Source organism: Streptomyces sp. MNU76 (assembly GCF_020982545.1).
Classification (GTDB): Bacteria; Actinomycetota; Actinomycetes; order Streptomycetales; family Streptomycetaceae; genus Streptomyces.
Window position 1 is genome coordinate 73,163 of sequence record NZ_JAJKLK010000007.1, and the last position, 20,253, is coordinate 93,415.

19 protein-coding genes and 5 pseudogenes are annotated in these 20,253 nt (G+C 69.1%); 17 read left to right on the forward strand and 7 right to left on the reverse strand.

Annotated elements, in window-relative coordinates; translation table 11 throughout:
* Positions 1-250: 250 nt before the first annotated feature.
* Positions 251-2,331 (reverse strand): annotated as a pseudogene (locus tag E4N62_RS18280) (tetratricopeptide repeat protein).
* 377 nt (positions 2,332-2,708) lie between these two features.
* A pseudogene (locus tag E4N62_RS18285) lies at positions 2,709-4,114 on the reverse strand (serine protease).
* A 105-nt stretch (positions 4,115-4,219) separates the two neighbouring features.
* Here E4N62_RS18285 and E4N62_RS18290 point away from each other — a divergent pair.
* The 10 genes and pseudogenes from E4N62_RS18290 to E4N62_RS18335 form a co-directional block, all read left to right on the forward strand.
* Entirely contained in the window at positions 4,220-4,513 is a 294-nt protein-coding gene (locus tag E4N62_RS18290; RefSeq protein ID WP_230215657.1) for a trypco2 family protein, read from the forward strand.
* Between the two features lie 708 nt (positions 4,514-5,221).
* Positions 5,222-5,476, forward strand: coding sequence for a type II toxin-antitoxin system VapB family antitoxin (locus E4N62_RS18295; RefSeq protein ID WP_013001761.1), 255 nt, complete (start codon positions 5,222-5,224; stop codon positions 5,474-5,476).
* On the forward strand, positions 5,476-5,895 hold the full coding sequence (locus E4N62_RS18300) for a PIN domain nuclease (protein ID WP_230215658.1): 420 nt from the start codon (positions 5,476-5,478) through the stop codon (positions 5,893-5,895). Before E4N62_RS18295 ends, E4N62_RS18300 begins: the two co-directional genes overlap by 1 nt.
* 1,012 nt (positions 5,896-6,907) lie before the next feature.
* Positions 6,908-7,459 (forward strand): Uma2 family endonuclease, encoded by a 552-nt coding sequence (locus E4N62_RS18305; protein WP_230215659.1) that lies wholly within the window; start codon positions 6,908-6,910, stop codon positions 7,457-7,459.
* Between the two features lie 318 nt (positions 7,460-7,777).
* Positions 7,778-8,200 (forward strand): hypothetical protein, encoded by a 423-nt coding sequence (locus E4N62_RS18310; RefSeq protein ID WP_230215661.1) that lies wholly within the window; start codon positions 7,778-7,780, stop codon positions 8,198-8,200.
* A gap of 152 nt (positions 8,201-8,352) precedes the next feature.
* Complete coding sequence (locus tag E4N62_RS18315) at positions 8,353-8,706, forward strand: hypothetical protein (RefSeq protein WP_230215663.1); 354 nt, start codon at positions 8,353-8,355, stop codon at positions 8,704-8,706.
* Positions 8,707-8,968: 262 nt separating this feature from the next.
* Positions 8,969-9,220 (forward strand): hypothetical protein, encoded by a 252-nt coding sequence (locus E4N62_RS18320; protein ID WP_230215665.1) that lies wholly within the window; start codon positions 8,969-8,971, stop codon positions 9,218-9,220.
* The gene (locus tag E4N62_RS18325) at positions 9,217-9,807 is read left to right on the forward strand and encodes a hypothetical protein (RefSeq protein ID WP_230215667.1); all 591 of its coding nucleotides are present in this window, start codon (positions 9,217-9,219) and stop codon (positions 9,805-9,807) included. The genes E4N62_RS18320 and E4N62_RS18325 overlap by 4 nt, the downstream gene beginning before the upstream one ends.
* Entirely contained in the window at positions 9,804-10,022 is a 219-nt protein-coding gene (locus tag E4N62_RS18330) for a hypothetical protein (RefSeq protein ID WP_230215669.1), read from the forward strand. Before E4N62_RS18325 ends, E4N62_RS18330 begins: the two co-directional genes overlap by 4 nt.
* A 243-nt stretch (positions 10,023-10,265) precedes the next feature.
* A pseudogene (locus tag E4N62_RS18335) lies at positions 10,266-10,367 on the forward strand (IS982 family transposase); the annotation flags it as partial.
* 849 nt (positions 10,368-11,216) lie between these two features.
* Here the strand turns inward: E4N62_RS18335 and E4N62_RS18340 are convergent.
* Entirely contained in the window at positions 11,217-11,870 is a 654-nt protein-coding gene (locus tag E4N62_RS18340; RefSeq protein WP_230215671.1) for a DUF1326 domain-containing protein, read from the reverse strand.
* Positions 11,871-12,103: 233 nt separating this feature from the next.
* On the opposite strand from E4N62_RS18340, the gene E4N62_RS18345 reads away from it, so the two are divergent.
* Positions 12,104-12,889, forward strand: coding sequence for a DUF2182 domain-containing protein (locus E4N62_RS18345; protein ID WP_268269568.1), 786 nt, complete (start codon positions 12,104-12,106; stop codon positions 12,887-12,889).
* 44 nt (positions 12,890-12,933) lie between these two features.
* Here the strand turns inward: E4N62_RS18345 and E4N62_RS18350 are convergent, their stop codons facing one another.
* Entirely contained in the window at positions 12,934-13,641 is a 708-nt protein-coding gene (locus E4N62_RS18350; protein ID WP_230215675.1) for a cation transporter, read from the reverse strand.
* Positions 13,641-13,976: a helix-turn-helix transcriptional regulator gene (locus E4N62_RS18355; protein WP_230216293.1), complete on the reverse strand. Its 336-nt coding sequence runs from the start codon at positions 13,974-13,976 to the stop codon at positions 13,641-13,643. The genes E4N62_RS18350 and E4N62_RS18355 overlap by 1 nt, the downstream gene beginning before the upstream one ends.
* Before the next feature lie 177 nt (positions 13,977-14,153).
* On the opposite strand from E4N62_RS18355, the pseudogene E4N62_RS18360 reads away from it, so the two are divergent.
* The 4 genes and pseudogenes from E4N62_RS18360 to E4N62_RS18375 form a co-directional block, all read left to right on the forward strand.
* A pseudogene (locus E4N62_RS18360) lies at positions 14,154-14,465 on the forward strand (class I SAM-dependent methyltransferase); the annotation flags it as partial.
* Complete coding sequence (locus E4N62_RS18365) at positions 14,447-14,740, forward strand: hypothetical protein (RefSeq protein ID WP_230215678.1); 294 nt, start codon at positions 14,447-14,449, stop codon at positions 14,738-14,740. The pseudogene E4N62_RS18360 and the gene E4N62_RS18365, both read left to right, overlap by 19 nt.
* Before the next feature lie 132 nt (positions 14,741-14,872).
* Positions 14,873-15,460, forward strand: a complete 588-nt coding sequence (locus E4N62_RS18370) for an amidohydrolase family protein (protein WP_230215680.1) — start codon at positions 14,873-14,875, stop codon at positions 15,458-15,460.
* Positions 15,457-16,413, forward strand: a complete 957-nt coding sequence (locus E4N62_RS18375) for a 50S ribosomal protein L11 methyltransferase (RefSeq protein WP_230215682.1) — start codon at positions 15,457-15,459, stop codon at positions 16,411-16,413. The genes E4N62_RS18370 and E4N62_RS18375 overlap by 4 nt, the downstream gene beginning before the upstream one ends.
* A 112-nt stretch (positions 16,414-16,525) precedes the next feature.
* Here E4N62_RS18375 and E4N62_RS18380 read toward each other — a convergent pair whose 3' ends face one another.
* Positions 16,526-16,903, reverse strand: coding sequence for a hypothetical protein (locus E4N62_RS18380; protein WP_230215684.1), 378 nt, complete (start codon positions 16,901-16,903; stop codon positions 16,526-16,528).
* Between the two features lie 502 nt (positions 16,904-17,405).
* Positions 17,406-18,767: an IS701 family transposase gene (locus tag E4N62_RS18385; protein ID WP_230215686.1), complete on the reverse strand. Its 1,362-nt coding sequence runs from the start codon at positions 18,765-18,767 to the stop codon at positions 17,406-17,408.
* Positions 18,768-18,909: 142 nt separating this feature from the next.
* Between E4N62_RS18385 and E4N62_RS18390 the strand changes: the two genes are divergently transcribed.
* A complete protein-coding gene (locus tag E4N62_RS18390; protein ID WP_230215688.1) occupies positions 18,910-19,425 on the forward strand; it encodes a class I SAM-dependent methyltransferase in 516 nt (171 codons plus the stop codon).
* Between the two features lie 533 nt (positions 19,426-19,958).
* Positions 19,959-20,165: pseudogene (locus E4N62_RS48740) on the forward strand (DIP1984 family protein); the annotation flags it as partial.
* Positions 20,166-20,253: the final 88 nt, after the last annotated feature.

Genomic DNA, 20,253 nt, shown 5'->3' on the forward strand with positions numbered 1-20,253 from the left:
GTCCGCCCGCTCACGCCCTGGCCCATGCCCGCTCACGTACCGCCCCATGTGCCCGCTCACGCACCGGCCCATGTGCCCGCCCACGCGCCCGCTCATGTTGTGCGTCACCGTTCCTTCCCCGTTCGTCGCCGTACGCACCACATGGCCCCTGCCCGCCACCCCTTTAGCCCCTCAGTCCCCTTTAGCCCCTCCAGTCCCTCCAGCCCCTCCAGCCCCTCAGGCAACCAGGCCCTCTCCCTCCTCCCCCCAGTCAGACCACGGTCTGTGGCCGTACCGCCTGGAGGAGGTCCACGAGGTGTTCATGCGCGGCAGCCGTCTCCCCGTGCCGGGCGGCGAGTTGGCGGTAGTGGGACTCGATCCGTGCGCGCAGCTCCCGCTCCTGCGGGCTCAGCCGCCGCAGACTGCCGGGATCGAGCCGCCCGCCGCCCGCTCCCCCGGTGCCGGGCCGGTCGCCACGGCTGTGGAGCGCGTCCAGCTTCCATTCGTGCAGTTCGGTGCTGAGGCGCAACGCCTCGTCCTCGGACAGGCTCGGCCCGCCGGCGCCCGGTTCCCGGAGGACGAGGTCGCTCAGTTCGGCCAGCGCCGCGTCGACCTCGCTGGGCGCGGGCAGCGGATCGTCGTCGCGGGGCAGCCGGGCCGCGCGGATGCGCAGGGAGGCGATCCGGGTGACGGTGTGGTCCAGAGTGCCGGGACGGACCCGGCCGAGGACGTCGAGGGCGGCCCGGCGGTCGCCCGCGCGGAGCGCGAGCCGGGCGAGCCCCAGGGCCGCGCCCCCGTGCGCGGGGTTGCGGGCGAACACGGCCTCGTACAGCTCCTTGGCCGTGGGCCCGGCCGTGTCGTCGCCGAGCCGTTCGCCGCAGTAGGCGAGGGCCAGCTTGGGCGCGTACTCGCCGGGCAGTTCGAGGCGGACGGCGGCGAAGTGGCCCTTGGCCTCGGCGACCCGGCGCGGGTCGCCGTCGAGGTCGGCGCGGCGCAGCGCGACCAGCGCGCGGTGCCACTCCAGGCGCCACCGGCGCACGGCGGACGGCCCGGGGATGGAGTCGGCGGTGTCCAGCTCCTCCTGTGCGCGCTCCAGGTCGTCCCGGGTGTTCCGGCCCAGCAGGACCCGTACGTTGTGCAGGCGGATCTCGACCGAGGGCGGCTTGCCCTCCTCCTGGTCGAGGAGCCGGCCGGGGTCGTAGCCGCTGCTCACCTCGAACCGCGTGGTCTGCGGGTCGCCGGGTAGCGCCTGGGCACCGGCAGCCGACGGGCGATCTCGGTGAGGGTGGGCGCGCCGAGGTCGAGGGCGGGGGCGAGGGGCGGGTCGTACCGGTCGCGGCGGGGGCGGTCGAGCCAGTGTTCGATGCCGGGCACGGTGCCGAGCCGGGCGCCGAGCAGTTGGGGGGACGGCCAGAAGTAGTCGGAGGGTTCGGGCGGGTCGCTCTTGCCGCGCAGGGCGCGGATCTCCCGCAGCGCGCCCCGCAGTTGGCCGGCCATCTCGCGGGCGTCGGCGAAGCGGAGCCCCGGATCGGTGCGGGTGGCGCGGTCGACGACCTCGTGGAAGGAGGCGGTGCCGAGGCCGGGCACCTCGTCGACGGCCCAGCCGGCGAGTTCCCGCAGGGTGACCCCGACGGTGTGCAGGTCGTGGGCGGTGGTGGGCATGGGCGAGGACGCGGTCTCGGGCGCCATGTAGTCGGGGGTGACATGGGCGGGCGGCTGACTCTGTCCCCGCTCACGCATCCCGCCGAGATCGATGACCTTGACACCGTCCCCGTGGTGCACGACGTTCGAGGGCTTCATGTCCCCGTACACGAAGCCTCTTTCGCCACCCGTGTGCAGATGCGCGAGCGCTTCGAGGATCTGGCAGCCGTACGCGGCCACGTGCTCGATGTCGAGGACGGACTCCCCGCGTCGGGTCTCCTTGACCACCTTGTCGAGGGTGCCGTCGCCGACGTCGTCCATGACGATGTACCCGCCGGTGACCCGCCCGGAGTCGTCGCGCCGGGCGACGAAGTCACGGATCTGGACGATACGGGGGTGGCGGATGGCGACGAGGTTGCGGCGTTCGACGTCGGCGAGCCGGGCCCCGTCCTGCTCGTACCGGTTGAGCAGCCCTTTCACGGCGACGACGTCACCGAGGTGCGTGTCCTCGGCGAGGTAGACCCAGCCCTGGCCGCCGTGCGCGATGGGCCCCATGATCCGGTACTGGTCGCGCAGCACGTCGCCCTCGGCGAGTTCGGGCCGGTACGAGTAGGGCTCGCCGCAGGCCGGACAGTACCCCTCGACCGGCACCGGGCCCACGGTGTAGGGCGGCGCGAAGGTGATGCCGCACTCGCCGGACGAACAGACCATACGGACGCGCAGCGGCGCCTCGGGGTGGATGAGGCGCTCCCGGGCGGGCTGCGAGGCACGCTCGGGCAGCGCGAGCAGCTCGGCGGGCCCGAACTCCCGGGCCTCGTCGGGCAGGGCGGGCAGCCGGGGCCCGTCCTCCGCACGACCACACACGGCACAGTGCCGGGTGGGCAACAGGAGCCCACCACAAGGAGCCCCGCCGAAGCGCCGATGCGGACACGTGGGCGCCCCACGGCCACCGACCCCTCGGCCACCTTCCCGGGAGCGTTCCTCCCCGACCCCTTGCTTCATGGCCACCTGCCCCCGAGGCACCCTTCGCCCGGTCCCCACTCCCCGGCCCGACCCGACCGCCGGGCCTCATGTCAGACCTCCGGGCCTCATGCCATACCTCCGGGTGCCCGCTCTCCGGTGCGCCGCAGATCGGCGCGGAGGGTGCGAACCAACTCCCGCAGCCGGGCAAGCCGCTGCTGCGGACCCGCGCCCCCACCGGTGCCGCCACCCGCACCACCCCAACCACCCGATCCGGCCCCACCACCGCCGTCGATCAACCGAAACTCGCCCCGGCGCCGTTCGGCGGTCTCGGTGAGGGAGCCCAGCGACGCACTGTCGACCACACCGTGCCGAACCGCGCGGCTGAACTCGGCCCGCTCCAGCCGGGCGAGTAACGTGTCCGCGTGGGTGTGCAGCGCGGGCGCGAGAAGTTCGTCGCAGGCGGCGTTCCAGCCGGTGCCTCCCTCGTGCCGGAAGACCAGAAGCAGCCGGAAGCCAAGGGGCCGTAATCGGGCGAGGAGGGCGATCAACGGCCCCGGCTCGGCCTCCTCGTCGAGCCCGTCGACCAGGACGGTGACCCGCTGCCCGCCCACGGGGCCGGGCGCCGGCCCGGACGGGCGCGGCCGGGTCCCGAGGAGCCAGTCCCAGTAGGCCAGATACTGCCCGGGCGGAAAGGCGATGTGCCCCAGTGCGTGATCGGCGAGGTCGGGCCGACTGGACACCCCACCCCGGTGGACGAGGTCGGCCCGATGCACGAGATGCCGCAGGGACCGTTCCTTCCCGCTCCCCGGAGGGACCACGGTGATCTTCACCGGCTCCTCGTCGGCGTACTCGTCACCGAACCACCGCGCCAGCCTCTCCTCGAAACCATGGTCCCAGGCATACGGCGTACTCAACTCGGCGACCAGCGGCGACAGTTCGGCGATACGCGCGACGGGAATCAGATACGAGAACGCGAGCCGGTTGTTCTCCGGCAACAACCCGCCCATGTCTCCCCGCCAACTGACGACGAGCCCGACGACCCGCGCGGGCCGCCCCTCCCCGGGCCGGGTGCACACGGCCGCCCCGCTGAACCCCCGCCGCACGACCTCGGCCTTGGTCACGGCGTCGAGCTGCACGCGCTCACCGCTGACCCCGCCGATCCGCCCCCACAGACTCATCCCGTCGTCGAAGCCCTCCGCGTACCCGGTGGCGGAGACCTCCATCCCGCCCCACAACGCGGTCTCCAGCCGGGCGGGCCGCGCCTGGGGCCGGGGGCGTCCAACCGCAGTACGGCGACGTCCTCACCGCTCTCCCCCTCGGCTAGCCAACCGCCGGGCGGCACACGCGCGGACACCGCCTCGATCTCACTGTTCTCCGCGAACTCCACCCACATCACGGCATCCGGATCGCGCACCACATGCGCACAGGTCAACACGGTGTTCTGATCGACGAGCACCCCGGCGCCGCAGATGGGGCCCCGCGCACTCCCGCGCCGCAGCCGGAGCCTCCAGTCCGCACGCAATTCCCCCATGCCACCTCACAGTACGCGCGGGGCATGGTGCGTCCCTAGACTTGTGAACCAACTTGGATCGGTCAATCGATTCGGTCAATCAACGGAATCCGACGGGGTGTTGACATGAGCGATACCGAACCGGTCGGCCTGGCGGAGGCCATCGGCACGGTCCGCGCGGAACTGGCCCGGGCCCAGGCGGAGGGCGCGGCGAGCGACTGGCGGTTCAGCGTGGAGCAGGTCAGCCTGGAGTTCGCGGTCCAGTTCCACCGCTCCGGCGAGGGCGGCGCGGGCCTCCGCCTCGGCGTCGTCGAGGCCCGCCTGGGCGGCACGGTCAGCCACGACACCACCCACCGCATCCAGGTCGACCTGAAACCCCTCCCAGGCCCAACAGGCCACCACCACGAGGTAGGCCGCTGACCCACCCCCCGGGGGGCCTGATCGCCGCCTACCGACCCCTACGACACCCACACCACGCCCCACAAGCCCGTCCTCCCACCCCCACAGCGCAGCAAAAAACCGCAGCCCAATTACCTGACCTGCGGTTTCCCTTTCGCTGGATGCGGGCGGCCGGGTTCCCCGAGCCTCCGGCGCTGCCGCGCCGGAGGTCGCTCACGCAAGCCACCTCGCGGCATTCCCGGCCGTATGACGCGTCACACCCCGAGCAACACAAAAGGCCAGGTCACGAGCTATCTGACCTGGCCTTTACCGGAGCCGCCTTCGGGATTCGAACCCGAGACCTACGCATGACGAGACCGTGAGCGTTCGTGTTGCCCAGTGCCTTGCCGTGCTACGTGGTGACGTTTTTCCTGATCAGAGCATGCGCAGCAAGTTGACCCGTACCACCCCGTGATGCAGTGTCCAAAGGCGTCTGTCCACCGGCCGTCCACCGATGGGGCCGCTTGATCGGCCGCCTCCCGCGACCTCATCGCTCCTGACGAAACCCCGACAGGAGCGGAGCCCGACATGAGGACGACTGTCCATTTCCCACAAGGGGCGACCGCTCGGCACGTCACCGTGAACGCCGCAGCTTCCATCCACGACGGAATCTACGACCGAAACGATATCTACCATCATCGATTACCGGTATCATTTCACTGGCAGAAGCACCTCCGAGAGGATCACCACATGGCCAGAACTGTCATCGACCTCGATGAAGACATGGTCACCGAGGCCATGCGCATCTTCGGGACCAAAACGAAAGCCAAAGCCGTGCGCCTCGCCATGGAAGACGCCGTCAAGCGGCACCTGCGGCAGGAGGGCTTCGACGCCATGGAGGCCGGCGAGCTCGACTTCAGTGAGATCGTCGAGAACACCGGCCCCCGCAACGCAGACGGCTCCCTCAAGCACAACGGCGACCGCGACGGAGGCCGGGCCGCCTGATGCAGGACCGCTACCTGATCGACAAGTCAGCCCTCGCCCGCTGGACGAAACCGAGCGTCAAGGAGGTGCTCAGGCCACTGCACGAGCGCTACCTCCTCGCCGTGTGCCGGCCCACCGAGTTCGAGATGATCCACTCTGCACGGGACAGCTCCGAAGCAACCCGGATCAGCACCTGGCTCCACGCCTTCGACTACCTCCGCACCGACGACGACACCTTCACCCGCGCTCTCGAGATCCAGCGCCATGCCCTCAACTCAGGCTTCCACCGCGCTCTGTCCCTCCCCGATCTGCTGATCGCCGCCACAGCGGAACTGCACCGGCGGACGGTCCTCCACTACGACGGAGACTTCGACATGATCGCCTCCCTCACCGGCCAACCCACCGAATGGGTCGTCCCGCCCGGCAGCGCCGACCGATGAGAATGCCGGCCTTCCCCACCTCCCATGAGAGGTCTGGTGCCCCTCATGGAATGGTCGCCAGGGAGTTCGGCAGCTGGCCTGCGTCAGCGCACTGGTCACCCTGTACAGCCTGGATCTGCGCGGACCCCTGCGGGTCCTGGCCTGGACCGCCGGGATAGGCCTCGTCGAACTAGGCGACCTGCGACCGGGCCGCTTTACACCGGCGCTGAGGACTCCAAGGCAAGTGTCTCCACTGTTCAGACTGCACAAGAGACGGGGCATCTGAGACAGCACCTGCGGGGCCGAGATCGGATGCACCCTGCACACACGCCGCACAAATGGCCACCGGATGGCCACCGGCGATCACTCCGAAACTCGATGCAAAAGCCCTCAGAACCATGAACTCGCAGGTCACAGTGGCGAACCGAAAACCGGACAAAAGCTGTAAACCGGGGACCTACGCATTTCGATGCACAGACCAGCAGTGCCCGATTCGCCAGATATCCAAGGTCAACGAAAAAAGAAAACCCCAGGTCAAAGGCCTGACCTGGGGTTCACCATGGAGCCGCCTTCGGGATTCGAACCCGAGACCTACGCATGACGAGACCGTGAGCGTTCGTGTTGCCGAATACCGCGCGCTGCCGCCGAGTGATGTCGTGCCTGATCAGAGCGCTTACGGCAAGTTGCCCCCTGCTACCCCGTACTGTCCCGTCCAAAGGCGTCCGGCCACCAAGCGGCCACCGGATCGGGCGCTCCCGAAGCGACGGGTCTCGAATCGGTGAGTTGTCGGACTCGGACAAGGCCCCATCCACTGGACACCTAGGCCACCGCCACCGACCAGTCCAGTCCAGTCCAGTCCAGCCGTAGATCGTGATCTTGATGCCGGGGATGCGGTCTACCTCAGGTAGTGACCGGTGCATGATCTGACCGTGCCTGGTGGGCGGCTGCGGTGTGCGCACATGCCACGGATGTCCCCCATGGGGAGCGGCTCTGCCCGCCGTATCATGACGGCACACGGGAAGGAGCACCGTCCATGAGTGTCGACGCGATCACGCACACCGAGTTCCCCGCAGGATACGTGGTGTTCTTCGGCGCCGACGGAAAGATCATCATGACCCCGCAGAGCGAAGAGCACTCCAGCACGATCAAGTCGATGCAGATCGACTCTCTCGCCCTCGGCCGTCATGCGAAGGTCACCTCTGACGTCTACATCGACTTCCCGGCCGACGAGAACTCGGCCCCCGACCTGGCCATCCTGCGCGAGGACGCGCGCAAGGAGGGCAAGCGGTACAGCTTCGCGGACGTCCTGCTGATCTCCGAGGTCGTCTCGACCTCCTCAGCGCGCAAGGACTACGACGACTGCACCGCGAAGTACTGCCGCTACGGCATCCCCGTCTACCTGGTCGTGGACCCCTACGCCCGGGAGGTCGTCCTGCACACCGAGCCCACGGCGAGCGGCTACAGCACCGCGCTCAAGCGCGCGTACGGCACAGGCAAGCTCCCCATCCCCCTCGCCGACGGCCGCACCTTCACCCTCGACCTCGACGAACTCCCCCTGCCGGACCCGGAGCCCGACACTCACTGAGTCTGAGAAAACGCGCCCCGAAGCAGGAAGAGGCCCGGCAGCCGGTCGGCGAGGGCACGATCATCGAAACCGCGACTGAAGAACTCCACGCATTGGGGCGCCCGGGGTTTGGTGATCACTCCCGGGGTTTCGCTGTCCTTCCCGCCCCATTCTGGCCCCAGGAAGGCCCGGCGGCGGGCTGGGCCCCGTCGGGCGGGACTCCAGTACTGGGCCCGGCGACAAAAGGGCGTCCAGCGCACCGACCTTGCGACGCGAAGACGCTCTTCTCACATCCCCGCACCGTTCATCCGGTGCGGGGCAAGCTCGGCCATCACCGACGTGGTCCGCTCCGTCGTCACCCCCGCCGCCCTCATTGCCGACCAAGCCAATACCGCGATCGTCGAGGCCCCGAACCCGGCCGGCCTGGACGAGGTCGACGAGATCACCCCAGTCGAGCAGATCGAGGCCGCCGCCCGCGAGTACGAGCACGCCGCCGACCAGGCCCGCCGCACTGACCGTGGCGAGCGCACCGCGAAGAAGGTCCTCGCGAGGCTGCCCGCCGGCACCCACGGCACATGGCGCGTCTTCCGCACTCCGTCCTCGCGGCAGGCCCGGACCTCGCTGAGATCACTCGCATCTTCAAGGCCCACGACCTCGCCCCGTCTCGATGAAGGCCTGCACCCCGAGCCTCAAGGTCGAACTCGCCGAGGCCGCACCGGTCGAAAAAAGGCGCATTCTACGCGCTTCGTAGCAGGGCGGTAATCGGTCTCGGGGGCAGCGTCCCCCGAACGGAGAAGGACGCCTGTTCCGCCCTCGCCAGGGCGACTACCACCGAAAGCAGAACGCCCTCGGCCGGTGGTTACGTCAACGGTCCCGAAGTCTGGACCCAACTCCTGCATTGAAGGAGCAAGACCATGGCGAAAACAGCAACAAGCGTTACTCCCGTCGGCGTCACCAAGCACCTAGCTTCTCTGCCTCCACAGCCCGAAGCCCTCAATCTCGACGCAGAAATGCAGGCCCGCGCCGAGCAGGACTCCGCCCGCATCATGGCTGCCATCAACAACCCCACCACCGTGTTCGAGGCGCTTACCGCTGCGCACGGCATCCAGGTCGTGGAGTTGGAAGGTCCATTCGACGGCCTGTACGGGCACTACCTGCAGCACAAGGACGGCACCCGTCTCCTCGTTGTCCCCGCCGGACAGGCTCCCTCCACCCGCCTGTGGGCCGCACGCGCCCTCCTCGCCCACCAAGGCGTGATGCCGGTATGACCTTCTCCGACTTCGACAAGGCCACCGCCGCCAACCCCCACCGCGTTCCTCGACCGGCTCGCCGCCGTCCTCCCCGGGGCGGTCGACGAGGCGATGCGGAAGGCCCTCCCGGACGTGTACACCACGCAGAAAGCCAAGGAACTCGCGGACGACATCTTCCTCCGCCTCCGCCAGCTGTACACCGACAAGGCCACGGAGGTGACGCTGTGACCGTCTCCACCACGAAGCCGTCCGCCGACCACCTGATGGACACCCCCTGCCCGTGCTCATCAGCGAGTTGGGCGTCACCCTCACCGACTCCCCGATCACCGACCGGGCGTTCTTCGGCGCCGTCATCGTCCAGCGCAAGACAGGTGAGCTGCGGCTCACCATGCCGACCGGGCGCAGCGAACTGGAGCACGACACCGTCGCCCGGTACCTACTCGCCCAGGCGCTCGGGGTACCGGTGCCTGACATGCCGGCGCCGTTCGTCACGACCCGTATCCCCGCCAAGCAGACCGAGGTGACGCTGTGACCGCCACGATCCCCCTCGACCTCACCCTCACGGTCCGACGCGGAACCACCTCCCCCGGCAAAGCCGCCAACCTCCGCGACCTCAGCCCCGCCGACGGCACCGCCACCCTCATCTACGACAGGCACCTCGCCAACCCCGGCACCGCCGTCTGGCTCGCCCGCATCTCGCTGCGCCAGCACGGGTACGCCGTCCGCGAGGTGATCCTCGACGGCATGGGCTCGGACATCACCGGCCTGTTCCGGGAAGCGTCCCGGCTCCGCCTGGACGTCCACCTGGGCAGCGGCAGAGGCACTCCCAGGGTCGTCACCTACGACGACAGCCCGGCCGCCTACCAGGTCCCGGCTGGCTGGGACCTGGCGGACGCCACCGACCGGCTGCCCGCCGCGCATGCGGCGGCTCGCCCCCACGTTGTCCGCGTACTGCGCGCCATCGACCTAGAGAAGGAGAACAACGGCGGGCGTATCGACAAGGCCCTCGACGTGGCAGCCGGGATGATCCTGGAGACCGGGGACCCCGACCAGGTGTGGGACACGCTCACCCGTGTCCTCTGCGAGACCGGGTCCGAGCGGGCGGAGGTACCGGCATGACGACCGCCCTCAACGCCGACGCCACCCGCATCATCGGGCAACTCCAGGAAGGGCACGCCGCGATGAACGCGGCCGGGCTCGGCAGCCCCGCACTGGACGACTTCAGCAACCTGCTCACCGAAATGATCGCTGAGGCTCCCGACCCGAAGTTCCGTCTCCACGAGATCGTCGAGCTCCTCGCCCGAGAACCCGGCAAGACTGCCAAGTCCGCCTGAGCGGCACCCGTAGACGGCCCCGGGCTCAGGGACTCCACCGCTGGCCCGGGAGCGATCCGCAGCCGGCTCACTCGTACGGACCGGTACGTCACGCAGGCGCCCGAGGGCCGGCGGCAGACACGCTGCAGGGCGGCTGCATCGGAAAGTCCGCCTCGCTGACGACATGGAGGACAACGTCGAGCAGGCTTCGCAGGTCATGGCAGGGTGGCCGGCCGAAGTCCAGGCCGGGCCTGAGCCGCTCGGCCCGAGTTCAGCGACGCGGAGCTGGTCACCCTGGCGGCGATCCAGGCCTTGCTGGGCTTCTCCGAAGCCCGCTGGCTGCGCTACGCCCATGCCCGCCTGCGCGACAGCCCGCCCGCGCCAGCCGCTGGTGGGCGAAGAACCTCTTCCAGCGAGTGACCTGCCCCAGGCGGACGTAGCGGGCGACACGTCGCAGGGAAAGACCATCGCGCAGCACGAGGATGGCCAGCAACCTCGTCGAGTTCGACGTGCTCATCGACAACCCGAACCCGACTGAGACCGTAAAGCGCCAACTGCTACAGGCGCAGGAGCCACGCAACGAACGGGTTGCAGACCGCGCACCAGGCGGAGCACGTTGATCGTGGAGTTGTCCGGATGGCACAACTCTGCAGCCCAGAGCAAGCCGGTGACCGCGCGGCAGATCAGGACCCGTTTGCACGATCGCTGCACACTTGGCCACCATATGGCCACCACGGCGAACCCGACAGACCCGACCTGACCGGTAACACAGAGCAAAATGCCAGGTCAAAGCCCTGTGAATCGAAACAGCCACTGGCAGTCAATCCCAGACCTACGCATTGCGATGCGTAGCCCGCAGGTGCCCGATTAGCCCGGATTCCAAGGTCACCCAAAACAAGAAACCCCAGGTCAAAGGCTTGACCTGGGGTTCACCATGGAGCCGCCTTCGGGATTCGAACCCGAGACCTACGCATTACGAGGCCATGAGTGATCGTGTTGCCTGGCGACGACTGATGCTGCCGGATGCTGTTGTGCCTGATCAGACCACCCGCGCCATGCTGAGCGCCGGTATCTCGTGCCGCACCATCCACAGGCGTCCGGCCACCCCTTGGCCACTTCCGGCATCCCCGGCCCCGCTCCCCTGCCCGCACCACACGGTTGTCAGACTCCCACAGACTGCTCAGTCCCACCGCGGCATGATCGAAGACGCGGGCTTCAGGTCGGACCCGACCAGTCGAAGGTGATGTGCTTGCTGGACTGACCCTCCCTGCTCCAGTGGAAGCCGAAGTCGTCGGCGCGGTCCACAGTCGACCGGCCCCAGGTCGCGACCTGCCCCGGACCGGTCTCCGATCCCGGCAGGTTGGTGGACTGCACACGCGCCCCCTCGGGGGTCGTCGGTCCGGTGAGGGCCATCGCACTCGCCTCGACCCGGCCCGGAACGGTGGCCTTCCAACCGCCGAGGTCCTCGTCGACCCGCACCTCGATGGGGGCGAAGTCCATGCCACGCATCTCGGCTCCGAACATGCTGATCATTTCGGCAGGCCAACTGCCGGCCTGACCACCGAAGATCATCTGCAGTGCCTCGCGCTGCGCGTCGTCGGCCCTCTCGTCAAGGAAGACGGCCCCGTACGCATCGGAGTGCTCGGCCCACACGTTGCCGACGAACGAGGCGACCATCAGCACGTTGAGGCCGCCCAGCGGCACATCGCCGTAACGCCCCTCGCGCACATGCCAGGCCAGGACTCCCTCGCAGTCACCGTAGGTGGGCGGCTGTGCGAACGAGCAGGGGCACGGCACATCGCACTTACAGGTGTCGAACCAGTCCCCGGACGCATGCCACTTCGGAACAGACTTCGCGGTCTCCGTCATGTCCTCGCCTCCTCGCGACCCACACCGGGTGAATCAGGTGGTCGGCAATCTCGCGGGGAACACGCCGCCGTGGGACACCGCATCCGCTCGGTGACACGGGCCATCACCTCCATTCTCCTCCCTGTGCCGCAGGAGAGCCAAGGCGTCCGGGACGGAGCAGACGCCTCGCAGGCGGCCGCCTTCTGTGGTGACCTGGAAGCGTGTTCCGTAACCGGGCATCCCTCTCCGCGCCCATGCGGCCGGGCAATCTCCTCCCCGTGCGGGAGATGACCATCGCCTGGCCCCTCATGCTGCTGCTCGCCCTGCTCGCCTGGCTCCTCGTGGTCGGGCAGGCCGATGGCACGGAGATGGGGCCGGGGACGATGGGCCTCGGCCTGCCGCTGTTCCTGCTGCTCTGGGTGATCATGATGGCCGCCATGATGTTCCCGTCCGTGTCGCCGGTGGCCATCACCTGGGTCCGGGCCATCGGCCGTCAGTCGTCCGGCGCCGTCCGGGCAGCGCGGACCGCCCAGTTCGTGGGCGGATACCTGATCGCTTGGACGGTGTTCGGACTCGTGGTGTACGGGATCCTCACGGTGACCGGCAACCTGGTCGACAGCCACCCCGACGCCGGGCGCTGGATCGGCGCCGGAGCCTTTCTGCTCGCCGGACTTCATCAGCTCAGTCCGCTGAAGAACGTATGCCTGCGCCACTGCCGAAGCCCCATGGGCCAACTCGTGCGCTACGCCGGCTACCGGTCGCACGCCCGCGATCTGCGCGTCGGGGCCCACCACGGGCTCTACTGCGTGGGCTGCTGCTGGGGCCTCATGATCGTCCTTGTACCGCTCGGCACCATGAACATCGCGGCGATGGCCGGACTCACGGTCGTCATCTTCGTCGAGAAGCTGTGGCGGCTGGGACCGGTGTTCAGTACGGCGGTCGGTGTCGTGTTCCTGGTCCTGGCCGCGCTGGCCCCGTTCCAGTCCTGGCTTCTGCCAGCACTGGAGCATTCGGGGCCGTCGATGCGACCGATGACTTAGGCGACTGACGGGTTGATCAACCTCAGCGACCGGCCACCTGCGGTTCAGCAGCAGTCGCATCCCGAGCCGCAACCGCACGCATCCGCTTCCTGGCGCGGAACCGGGATCGAGACGGCCGAGGTCACGCAGCACCCCTTGCCCTGCCACGCGTCGCGGCCTTCCTTGACCGCGATGGCGGCGATGACGAGAGCCGCGATCGGGTCGGCCCACGACCAGCCGAGCACCGCATTGGCGACCAGGCCGACGAGCAGGACGCCGGAGAGGTAGGTGCACAGCAGGGTCTGCTTGGAGTCCGCGACCGCGCTGGCGGAACCCAGTTCGCGTCCGGCCTTGCGCTGGGCAGCGGACAGGAACGGCATGACGGCCAGGGACAGGGCGGCGATCACGATGCCGGGGATGGAGCGGTCGGCCTCGCCGGCGCCGGTCAGGGCGCGCACCGCGTCGACGGTGACGTACGCGGCGAGCGCGAAGAACGACACCGAGATGACGCGCAGCGTCGTCTTCTCCCGCGCCTCCCGCGCCGCGTGCTCGCGGGCGGAGAACTGCCAGGCGACCGCGGCGGCGGCGGAGACCTCGATGACCGAGTCGATGCCGAAGCCGATCAGCGCGGTGGAAGAGGCGATCGTTCCCGCGGTGATCGCGACGATCGCCTCGATGACGTTGTAGAAGATGGTCGCGGCGACCAGCAGGCTTATCCGGCGTGCCAGCGCATCACGCCGGGCCGGGGACGGCCCGAGGGATGTCGCGGCCATCAGCAGCAGCCCTCCGTCTCCGCGTCCGGGCAGGTCCGGTCCGCCTCGACCGCCACCACGGCGTTGCGCAGGTCGTCCAACGCGTGCCCGAGGCGTTCATCGGCCAGCTCGTAGCGGGTGCGGCGACCGACAGGCACGGCGACGACCAGACCGCAGTCCCGCAGGCACGCCAGGTGGTTCGACAGCCTCGTGCGGGAGACACCGAGGGCGTCGGCGAGATCGGAAGGGTGGGCCGGGGCCTCGCGCAGCGCGAGCAGCAGCCGGCAGCGGATCGGGTCGGCGAGCGCGCGGCCGAAGCGGGCCAGCACCTCGATGTCAGAGGCAACAGTCAGCACATGGCGAAAGTACATGACATCCTGAATTCAGGAGATCGTGGACTGTCCCGCTTGGCGGCGGCGCCTAGGCTGACTGCGCAGAGAATCGGGAGGCGGACAGCCGTGGCAGACGACGGGCAGGAGTTGGGCGAGGCCCAGCGGGCGCACTGGCAGCAGACGTACGCCGCCCACCCTGGCATGTACGGCGAGCAGCCCTCCGCTCCCGCGGTCCACGCCGCCACCGCCTTCCGCGCGGCCGGGGCGACTGTGCTGGAGCTGGGCGCCGGACACGGGCGCGACGCCCTGTATTTCGCACGCGAGGGCTTCACCGTGCAGGCCACCGACTTCAGCCCGGTCGCCCTGGAGCAGCTGCGCGGCTCCGCCCGGGACCAGGGCATCGCCGGGCAGGTCACCACCATGGTCCACGACGTGCGTGAGCCCCTGCCGCTGCCGGACGACTCGGTCGACGCGGGCTTCGCGCACATGCTGCTGTGCATGGCCTTGTCCACCAAGGAGATCCACACGGCGGTCGGCGAGATCCGCCGTGTCGTGCGGCCGGGCGGGTCTTCGTCTACACCGTCCGCCACACCGGCGACGCCCACTACGGCGCCGGCACCGCCCATGGCGACGACATCCACGAACACGGCGGGTTCGCCGTGCACTTCTTCCCCCGCGATCTGGTCGACGCCCTCGCCGACGGCTGGAGCCTGGACGAGATCCACGCGTTCGAAGAAGGCGACCTCCCCCGTCGGCTGTGGCGCATCACCCAGACCCTGCCCGGATGACCGCCGCCGGCTGGTCGGCGCCGGACATCACCGTCTACGGCAGCCCCAGGTTGACGCAGCCCCGGATACCGGGCAGATCGCTGGGCGCGGCGGGACAGGCGGTGGTCAACGGCTTCGGGTTGCGCCATCGGTATGGCCATCGACGCGGTCGAACGCGCCCAGGACGAACTGCCCCGCCCCGGCGTCCGACACCGGGTCGAACACTGCGCGCTGCCTGAGGACGCGCAGATCAAGCGGATGGCCGACCTGGGCATGTGGGCGGTCTTCCAGCCCCAGCACAACTGGTACACCGGTGACTGGGTGCTGGACACCATCGGCGAGAGCGCACACCGTTACAGCCCCGCCGGCCTGTTCCAGGCCGCGGGCGCTCCCTACGTGCTGAGCTCGGACGCGCCCGTGGCCTGGCCCTCCCCGTTGGAGGCGGTGGCAGCCGCCGTTCACCGGCGCACTGTCCTTGGCACCGTCCTCGGCGGCACCGACACAGCCCTCACCGTCATGCAGTGGCTCCGCGCTCATACCCTGGCCGGGGCCGCCGCCCTGCACCGTGACCACGAGACCGGCTCCCTGGAACCCGGGAAGTGCGCCGACTTCGCCGTCCTGGCCACCGACCCGACCACCGTTCCACCGATCGAACTCCCCGGCATCGCGGTGCGGCAGACCTGGATCGGCGGGGCCTGCGTCTTGGACCGCTCCCTGTCCGGGCAGGACACCCGCGGATGAGCGACACCATGCCGGCCGAACTGCTCGGCGGCGGAAACCGGATCGTGCGCGAGGCCGTCCCCTGCTGGCACTTCGCCATGATGAACGACCAGGTCCGCAACCAGGCCTTTCGCGAGGCCATCGAGAAGACCGTGCGCTACGACGACCTGGTCCTGGACATCGGTACCGGCGGCGGGCTCACCGCGCTGATCGCGACCCGCGCCGGCGCGCAGGTCATCACCTGCGAGGCCAACCCGGTCACCGCGCTACTGGCCGACCGGGTGGTCCGCGCCAACGGCTACGGCGACCGGATCACCGTGGTCCCCAAACCGTCCACGGAACTCGTCGTCGGCCGCGACCTGCCGCGCAGGGCAGACGTCCTGAGCGCCGAGGTCTTCGACTGCGGCCTGCCCGGCGAGTTCGCCCTGCCGGCCCTGGAGCACGCCCAGCGCGAGCTCCTCACCCCAGGTGCCCGCCTCGTCCCCGCGGGCGGACGGCTCTGGGCACAGATCATCGAGAGCGAGGACCTGTTCGGGCTCAACAACGTCGGCATGGTGGACGGCTTCGACCTCACAGCCTTCAATCTGGCCACCACCCAGAACTACTTCCCGTGCCGGGTCGACCGCCTCGTCCACACCCGACTCACCCCCGCGTTCCCGCTCTTCGATTTCGGCTTCGCCAATCCGCCCACTTCGCAGTCCAAGCACCTGGATCTGCCTGCCACCGCGAACGGCACCGCGAACGCCGCCGTCATGTGGTTCGAACTCGATCTCGGCAACGACATCAAACTGAGCAACCAGCCCGGCCGACCCTCACACTGGCACCAGGCCGCGCAGACGTTCGGCACGCCGCTCCCAGTGACAGCGGGCGCCACCCTGCACGTCACCGCCGAACACGACCTGACCCACGTGACCGTCAACCTCCAGGCAGGCAACCCCCGTTCAACTGAGACCTCTCCCGACACACATGCCTGACGCGCACCGGCAGCGTTGATCGAAACAGGTAGCCGTTGTCTCACCGGTCATGACCGGTGAGACAACGGCTACTCACTTGCCCGGCCGGACGGATGCGCCGTCCGGCCGGGGGTTATGCCCAGACCTGGCGCATCAGCCAGAGGCTCTTCGCGGTGCCCGCGCCCTGTGCGAAGACGTAGAGGAGGTTCTCGCTGTTGGCGATGACTGCCTGGGCGGTGCCGATGCTGCCGCCCAGGTCCTGGAACGTGCCGTAGGCGGGCTGGTTCTCCTGCTGCTGAGGTGCTACCCACAGGGACTTCGGGCCGCCCGCGCCGCGGACGAAGACGTAGAGGCGGCCGTCCTGGGCTAGGAGGGCGGTGGGGTGGTCGAGGATCTGGCCGCCGAGCGACACCGATGTCTCGAAGCTGTCGTAGTCGGCGCGCTGGCCGACCCGCCAGGCGGCGCCGTCCGAACCTCGGTAGAAGATCTGCGCGTGGGCGGAGGCGTCCACCGTCGCCGTGGGCCTGCTGGTGACGCCGGTGGTCTCGCTGCTGATGCACGCCTGCGAGAAGTACTCGGCCTCCCAACCCGGTCCGGTCGGCCTTCCACGGCGACAGCGGCTACGGGCTCGGCGTACTACGCACGCCGGTGTAGGTGCTCCCAGGCCAAGCGCCGTCGGAGCCAGAACGAGAGTGGGGCCGGGCGGAGCCGTCGCGCCGGTCACTCGACTCAGCCCGGCGGAGACCCGTCCACCGAGCTGAGGGAACTGCCTGCGAAACGCCACTCCGTCAGCGCGACGTTCTGGCGGGCGTCCCAGGTGAGACCGAGTTCCTGAACTGGTCCGTCAGCGGCTCAGTTGACCTCGATCAGGTGATTCCACCCAGGGTGCGTTTCCGCTTGAGTGACGTGTCTTCAAGATCCGTTGCTTGATGCGGTGACGGCTCGTTGCGGTTGCTGGTGATCAACTGGCGTGGATACGGCAGCTGTAGATAGCCGTTGCTGAACCTTTCTGATCATGGTGTGGTGTCGGCGTAGGCGTGCCAGCGGCGGTGGCAGAGGCGGGCGCGGTGTTGGTGCCGTCGGCGCCAGGTGGACCACCACAGCAGGTGGTCGCGGTCGCGTCTGGGCGACGGAAGGATCAAGGCCCGCAGCAGGCGGAGGAGTTCGTGGCTGCTGAGGGGGACGAGGTCGGCCTCGCAGGGATCGTCGCGGGTGGCTTGTGCGGTGCGTTCGAGGGCGGCTGCGGTGGCCAGGAACGCGTAGGGGACCAGGGTGATCACGCTCCAGCGGTGCCAGGAGTTCCAGCAGGTGACCTGGCCTTTGTCGAGGTGGCAGATCTCTTTCGCGTCCTGGAAGTCGTCCTCCACCCGCCACCTGAGACACACCAGTGACACCAGTCTCGCCAGGGTCACCGGCCCCGGAGCGAAGCAGCGGTAGTAGGACACGGTGCGGGTGTAGCGGTGTCGGCGGACCAGCAGCACCGAGGTCCCCGCGTCGAGGTCGTGTCCCTCGGGAGTGTCGTCGGCGGTGACCTCGATCATCGCCCAGTCGTAGTCGCGTACGCCCTTCTGCCCCGAACCGGTCTGCATCCGCTGCCAGGCCCGCTTCGGCAGCCGGGCGGCGGCCTTGGCCACGCTCAGCTTCACGGGGCCGGTGGTGACCTGGTGATTGGAGCGCACTCCCACGACGTAGCCCAGGCCCAGCTCACGGCAGGCGGTACGCAGCTCCCGCCCTCCGTAGATCTCGTCCCCCAGGAAGAACGAGGCGGATATGCCCTGCCGTTGGGCGGTGCGGAGCATGTCCGCCGCGAGCTGTGGCTTGGTGGCGAAGCACAGTTCGTCGGGGACACCGGTCAGCTCACGGCGTTCCTCATCGGCGGCCCACTCCTGGGTGAAGTACAGGCGCCGGCCGATCAGGCAGTGCCCGGCGGACGAGGCGAAGGTCAGGTGCACGGCGACCTGGCACAGATCCACACCGCCGACCGAGCCGGAGTACTGGCGGGCCGCGGCCACCGCGTCGGTCGAGGACTTGGCGTCCCCCGTCTCGTCCGCGATCAGGATCCCGTCGCCGTCGTCGAGCAGGCCCACGGCCCAGGTCGCGGTCCTCTCCAGTACCGCCTCCTCGTCCCACACCGCACGGGACAGCAGATGGTGCAGGCGGTGCGGGCCCCGCTCACCGATCGCTTCGGCCAGGCTCCAGCAGTTGACGTCCTCGAGCTCCATCAGCATGCCCCGCGCCATCCGCGCGAACGTCTCCCGGGTCTCACAGCGGGCGAAGCAGCCGGACAACGAAGCCAACAGGCCCTCGAACGCGATCTCGTGGCCTTCGTGGCCTACCGTGGCCGAAGCGGCCGTCTCGTTCTGATGTTGCGTCACACCACGTCATGATCAAGGCGGCCGTCCTCATGCTCACGCCCGCCCCCTCAAGCCGCTGAACAGCAGCGACGAGCACCGGCAGACCTATCTACAGCTGCCGTATCAGTACGAGAGCATCTCCTTCCAGGAGGTTCACGGTGAGGTGCTCCCGCTGTTTCCGCCCCCTCCCGGCAGGGTCGCCGATCTCGGCGCGGGCTCGGGTAGGGATGCAGCGGCACTCGCCAGGCTCGGCCACCAGGTGGTGGCGGTCGAACCGACGCCCGAACTCCGCGAGATCGGTAAGCGACTGCACGCGGACGTGCCCATCGAATGGATCGACAGCGCGCTGCCCGGACTTCCCGGAGTGCACGGTCCCTTCGATCTCGTTCTGATCGTCGCTGTGTGGATGCACCTGGAGTACGGAGACCGGGAGGCGGCCATGACGCGCGTCCGGTCGTTGCTGTCCCCGATGGGGCGTGTGCTCATCACCCTTCGCCACGGTCCCGCCCCCTCCGGGCGGCGGATGTTCGACGTCCCGCTTTCCGAAACGATTCGGCTGGGGCGCCGGGTCGGCCTCGACCCACTGGCGGTGCGTGAACAGCCCGACCTGCAGGGACGCGCGGAGATCTCGTGGAGCGCGCTGGTCCTGCAGGCCACCTCGCGGCGCCCTCGTGAGTGAACGCTTCGCGAAAAGGGTTCTTCACTCAACGCATCCACATGCGTACTTTCCGTACGGTACGGTCACCCCAACAGCACATGTATATGAAGACGGCCCCCGCAACGGCTGCAATCGTTCGCGAAGGCCTGAACCACCAGTGGGGGTAGGGGCTCCCACTGAGTGGTGTGCATCGTGAAGTTGCTGGTCACGGGTCTGGTGTGAGGAACGGGAGAGCTACTCGCGCTGGTCGGCGGCTGGTGTCCATGGTGAAGATCGTCTGACTGGTCGGCCGGGGCGGTTCTCGGGTTCTGCTGCGCCTGCCGGGAGGGCCCGCCTACGATCCGTCACCGTGCGGATACGCGACCAGATCGAGGGGAGGGTACGGGGATGTCCGAGCTGGAGCGGATCACGGCGCGCCGGAGTGAGCTGGACGCGCTGGCCGAGGAGCTGGGCAAACAGCTTCAGGAAGTCCAGGCGGAGCGGGAAGAGTTGGTGATCGCTGAGCGGTCCTGCTGCGGCTGGCCGATCCGCGTGGTGGTGCCGCCTTCCGCGTCTGTCCTGGCGAGACGCCCGCCGAGGACGCGACGGAGCTGCTGGCCGAGACAGATCATGTGCTCACGGAGCTTGAGGCACTGATCCGCCGGATCAACCGCACGAACGCCACGGTGGACATGGGCCCCGACGGCACCCTGACCGACGCACTGGCCCGCCGGGACGCACTGCGCCTGCGGCACGCCGTACTCACCGCCGCGGCGGACGCCACACCTGACGGGACGCGCCAACTGAAGTGCTCCGATCGATTGAGGCGCGATCCGGACCCGGCCGTTACCGGCTCGTAAGTCGCACCGT

Coding starts and splice junctions, on each gene's coding strand:
- E4N62_RS18350 (WP_230215675.1), bottom strand. CDS start 13,641: ATGGCCGCGACATCCCTCGGGCCGTCCCCGGCCCGGCGTGATGCGCTG.
- E4N62_RS18330 (WP_230215669.1), top strand. CDS start 9,804: ATGACGACCGCCCTCAACGCCGACGCCACCCGCATCATCGGGCAACTC.
- E4N62_RS18370 (WP_230215680.1), top strand. CDS start 14,873: ATGGCCATCGACGCGGTCGAACGCGCCCAGGACGAACTGCCCCGCCCC.
- E4N62_RS18345 (WP_268269568.1), top strand. CDS start 12,104: ATGCGGCCGGGCAATCTCCTCCCCGTGCGGGAGATGACCATCGCCTGG.
- E4N62_RS18340 (WP_230215671.1), bottom strand. CDS start 11,870: ATGACGGAGACCGCGAAGTCTGTTCCGAAGTGGCATGCGTCCGGGGAC.
- E4N62_RS18305 (WP_230215659.1), top strand. CDS start 6,908: ATGAGTGTCGACGCGATCACGCACACCGAGTTCCCCGCAGGATACGTG.
- E4N62_RS18290 (WP_230215657.1), top strand. CDS start 4,220: ATGAGCGATACCGAACCGGTCGGCCTGGCGGAGGCCATCGGCACGGTC.
- E4N62_RS18295 (WP_013001761.1), top strand. CDS start 5,222: ATGGCCAGAACTGTCATCGACCTCGATGAAGACATGGTCACCGAGGCC.
- E4N62_RS18375 (WP_230215682.1), top strand. CDS start 15,457: ATGAGCGACACCATGCCGGCCGAACTGCTCGGCGGCGGAAACCGGATC.
- E4N62_RS18315 (WP_230215663.1), top strand. CDS start 8,353: ATGGCGAAAACAGCAACAAGCGTTACTCCCGTCGGCGTCACCAAGCAC.
- E4N62_RS18300 (WP_230215658.1), top strand. CDS start 5,476: ATGCAGGACCGCTACCTGATCGACAAGTCAGCCCTCGCCCGCTGGACG.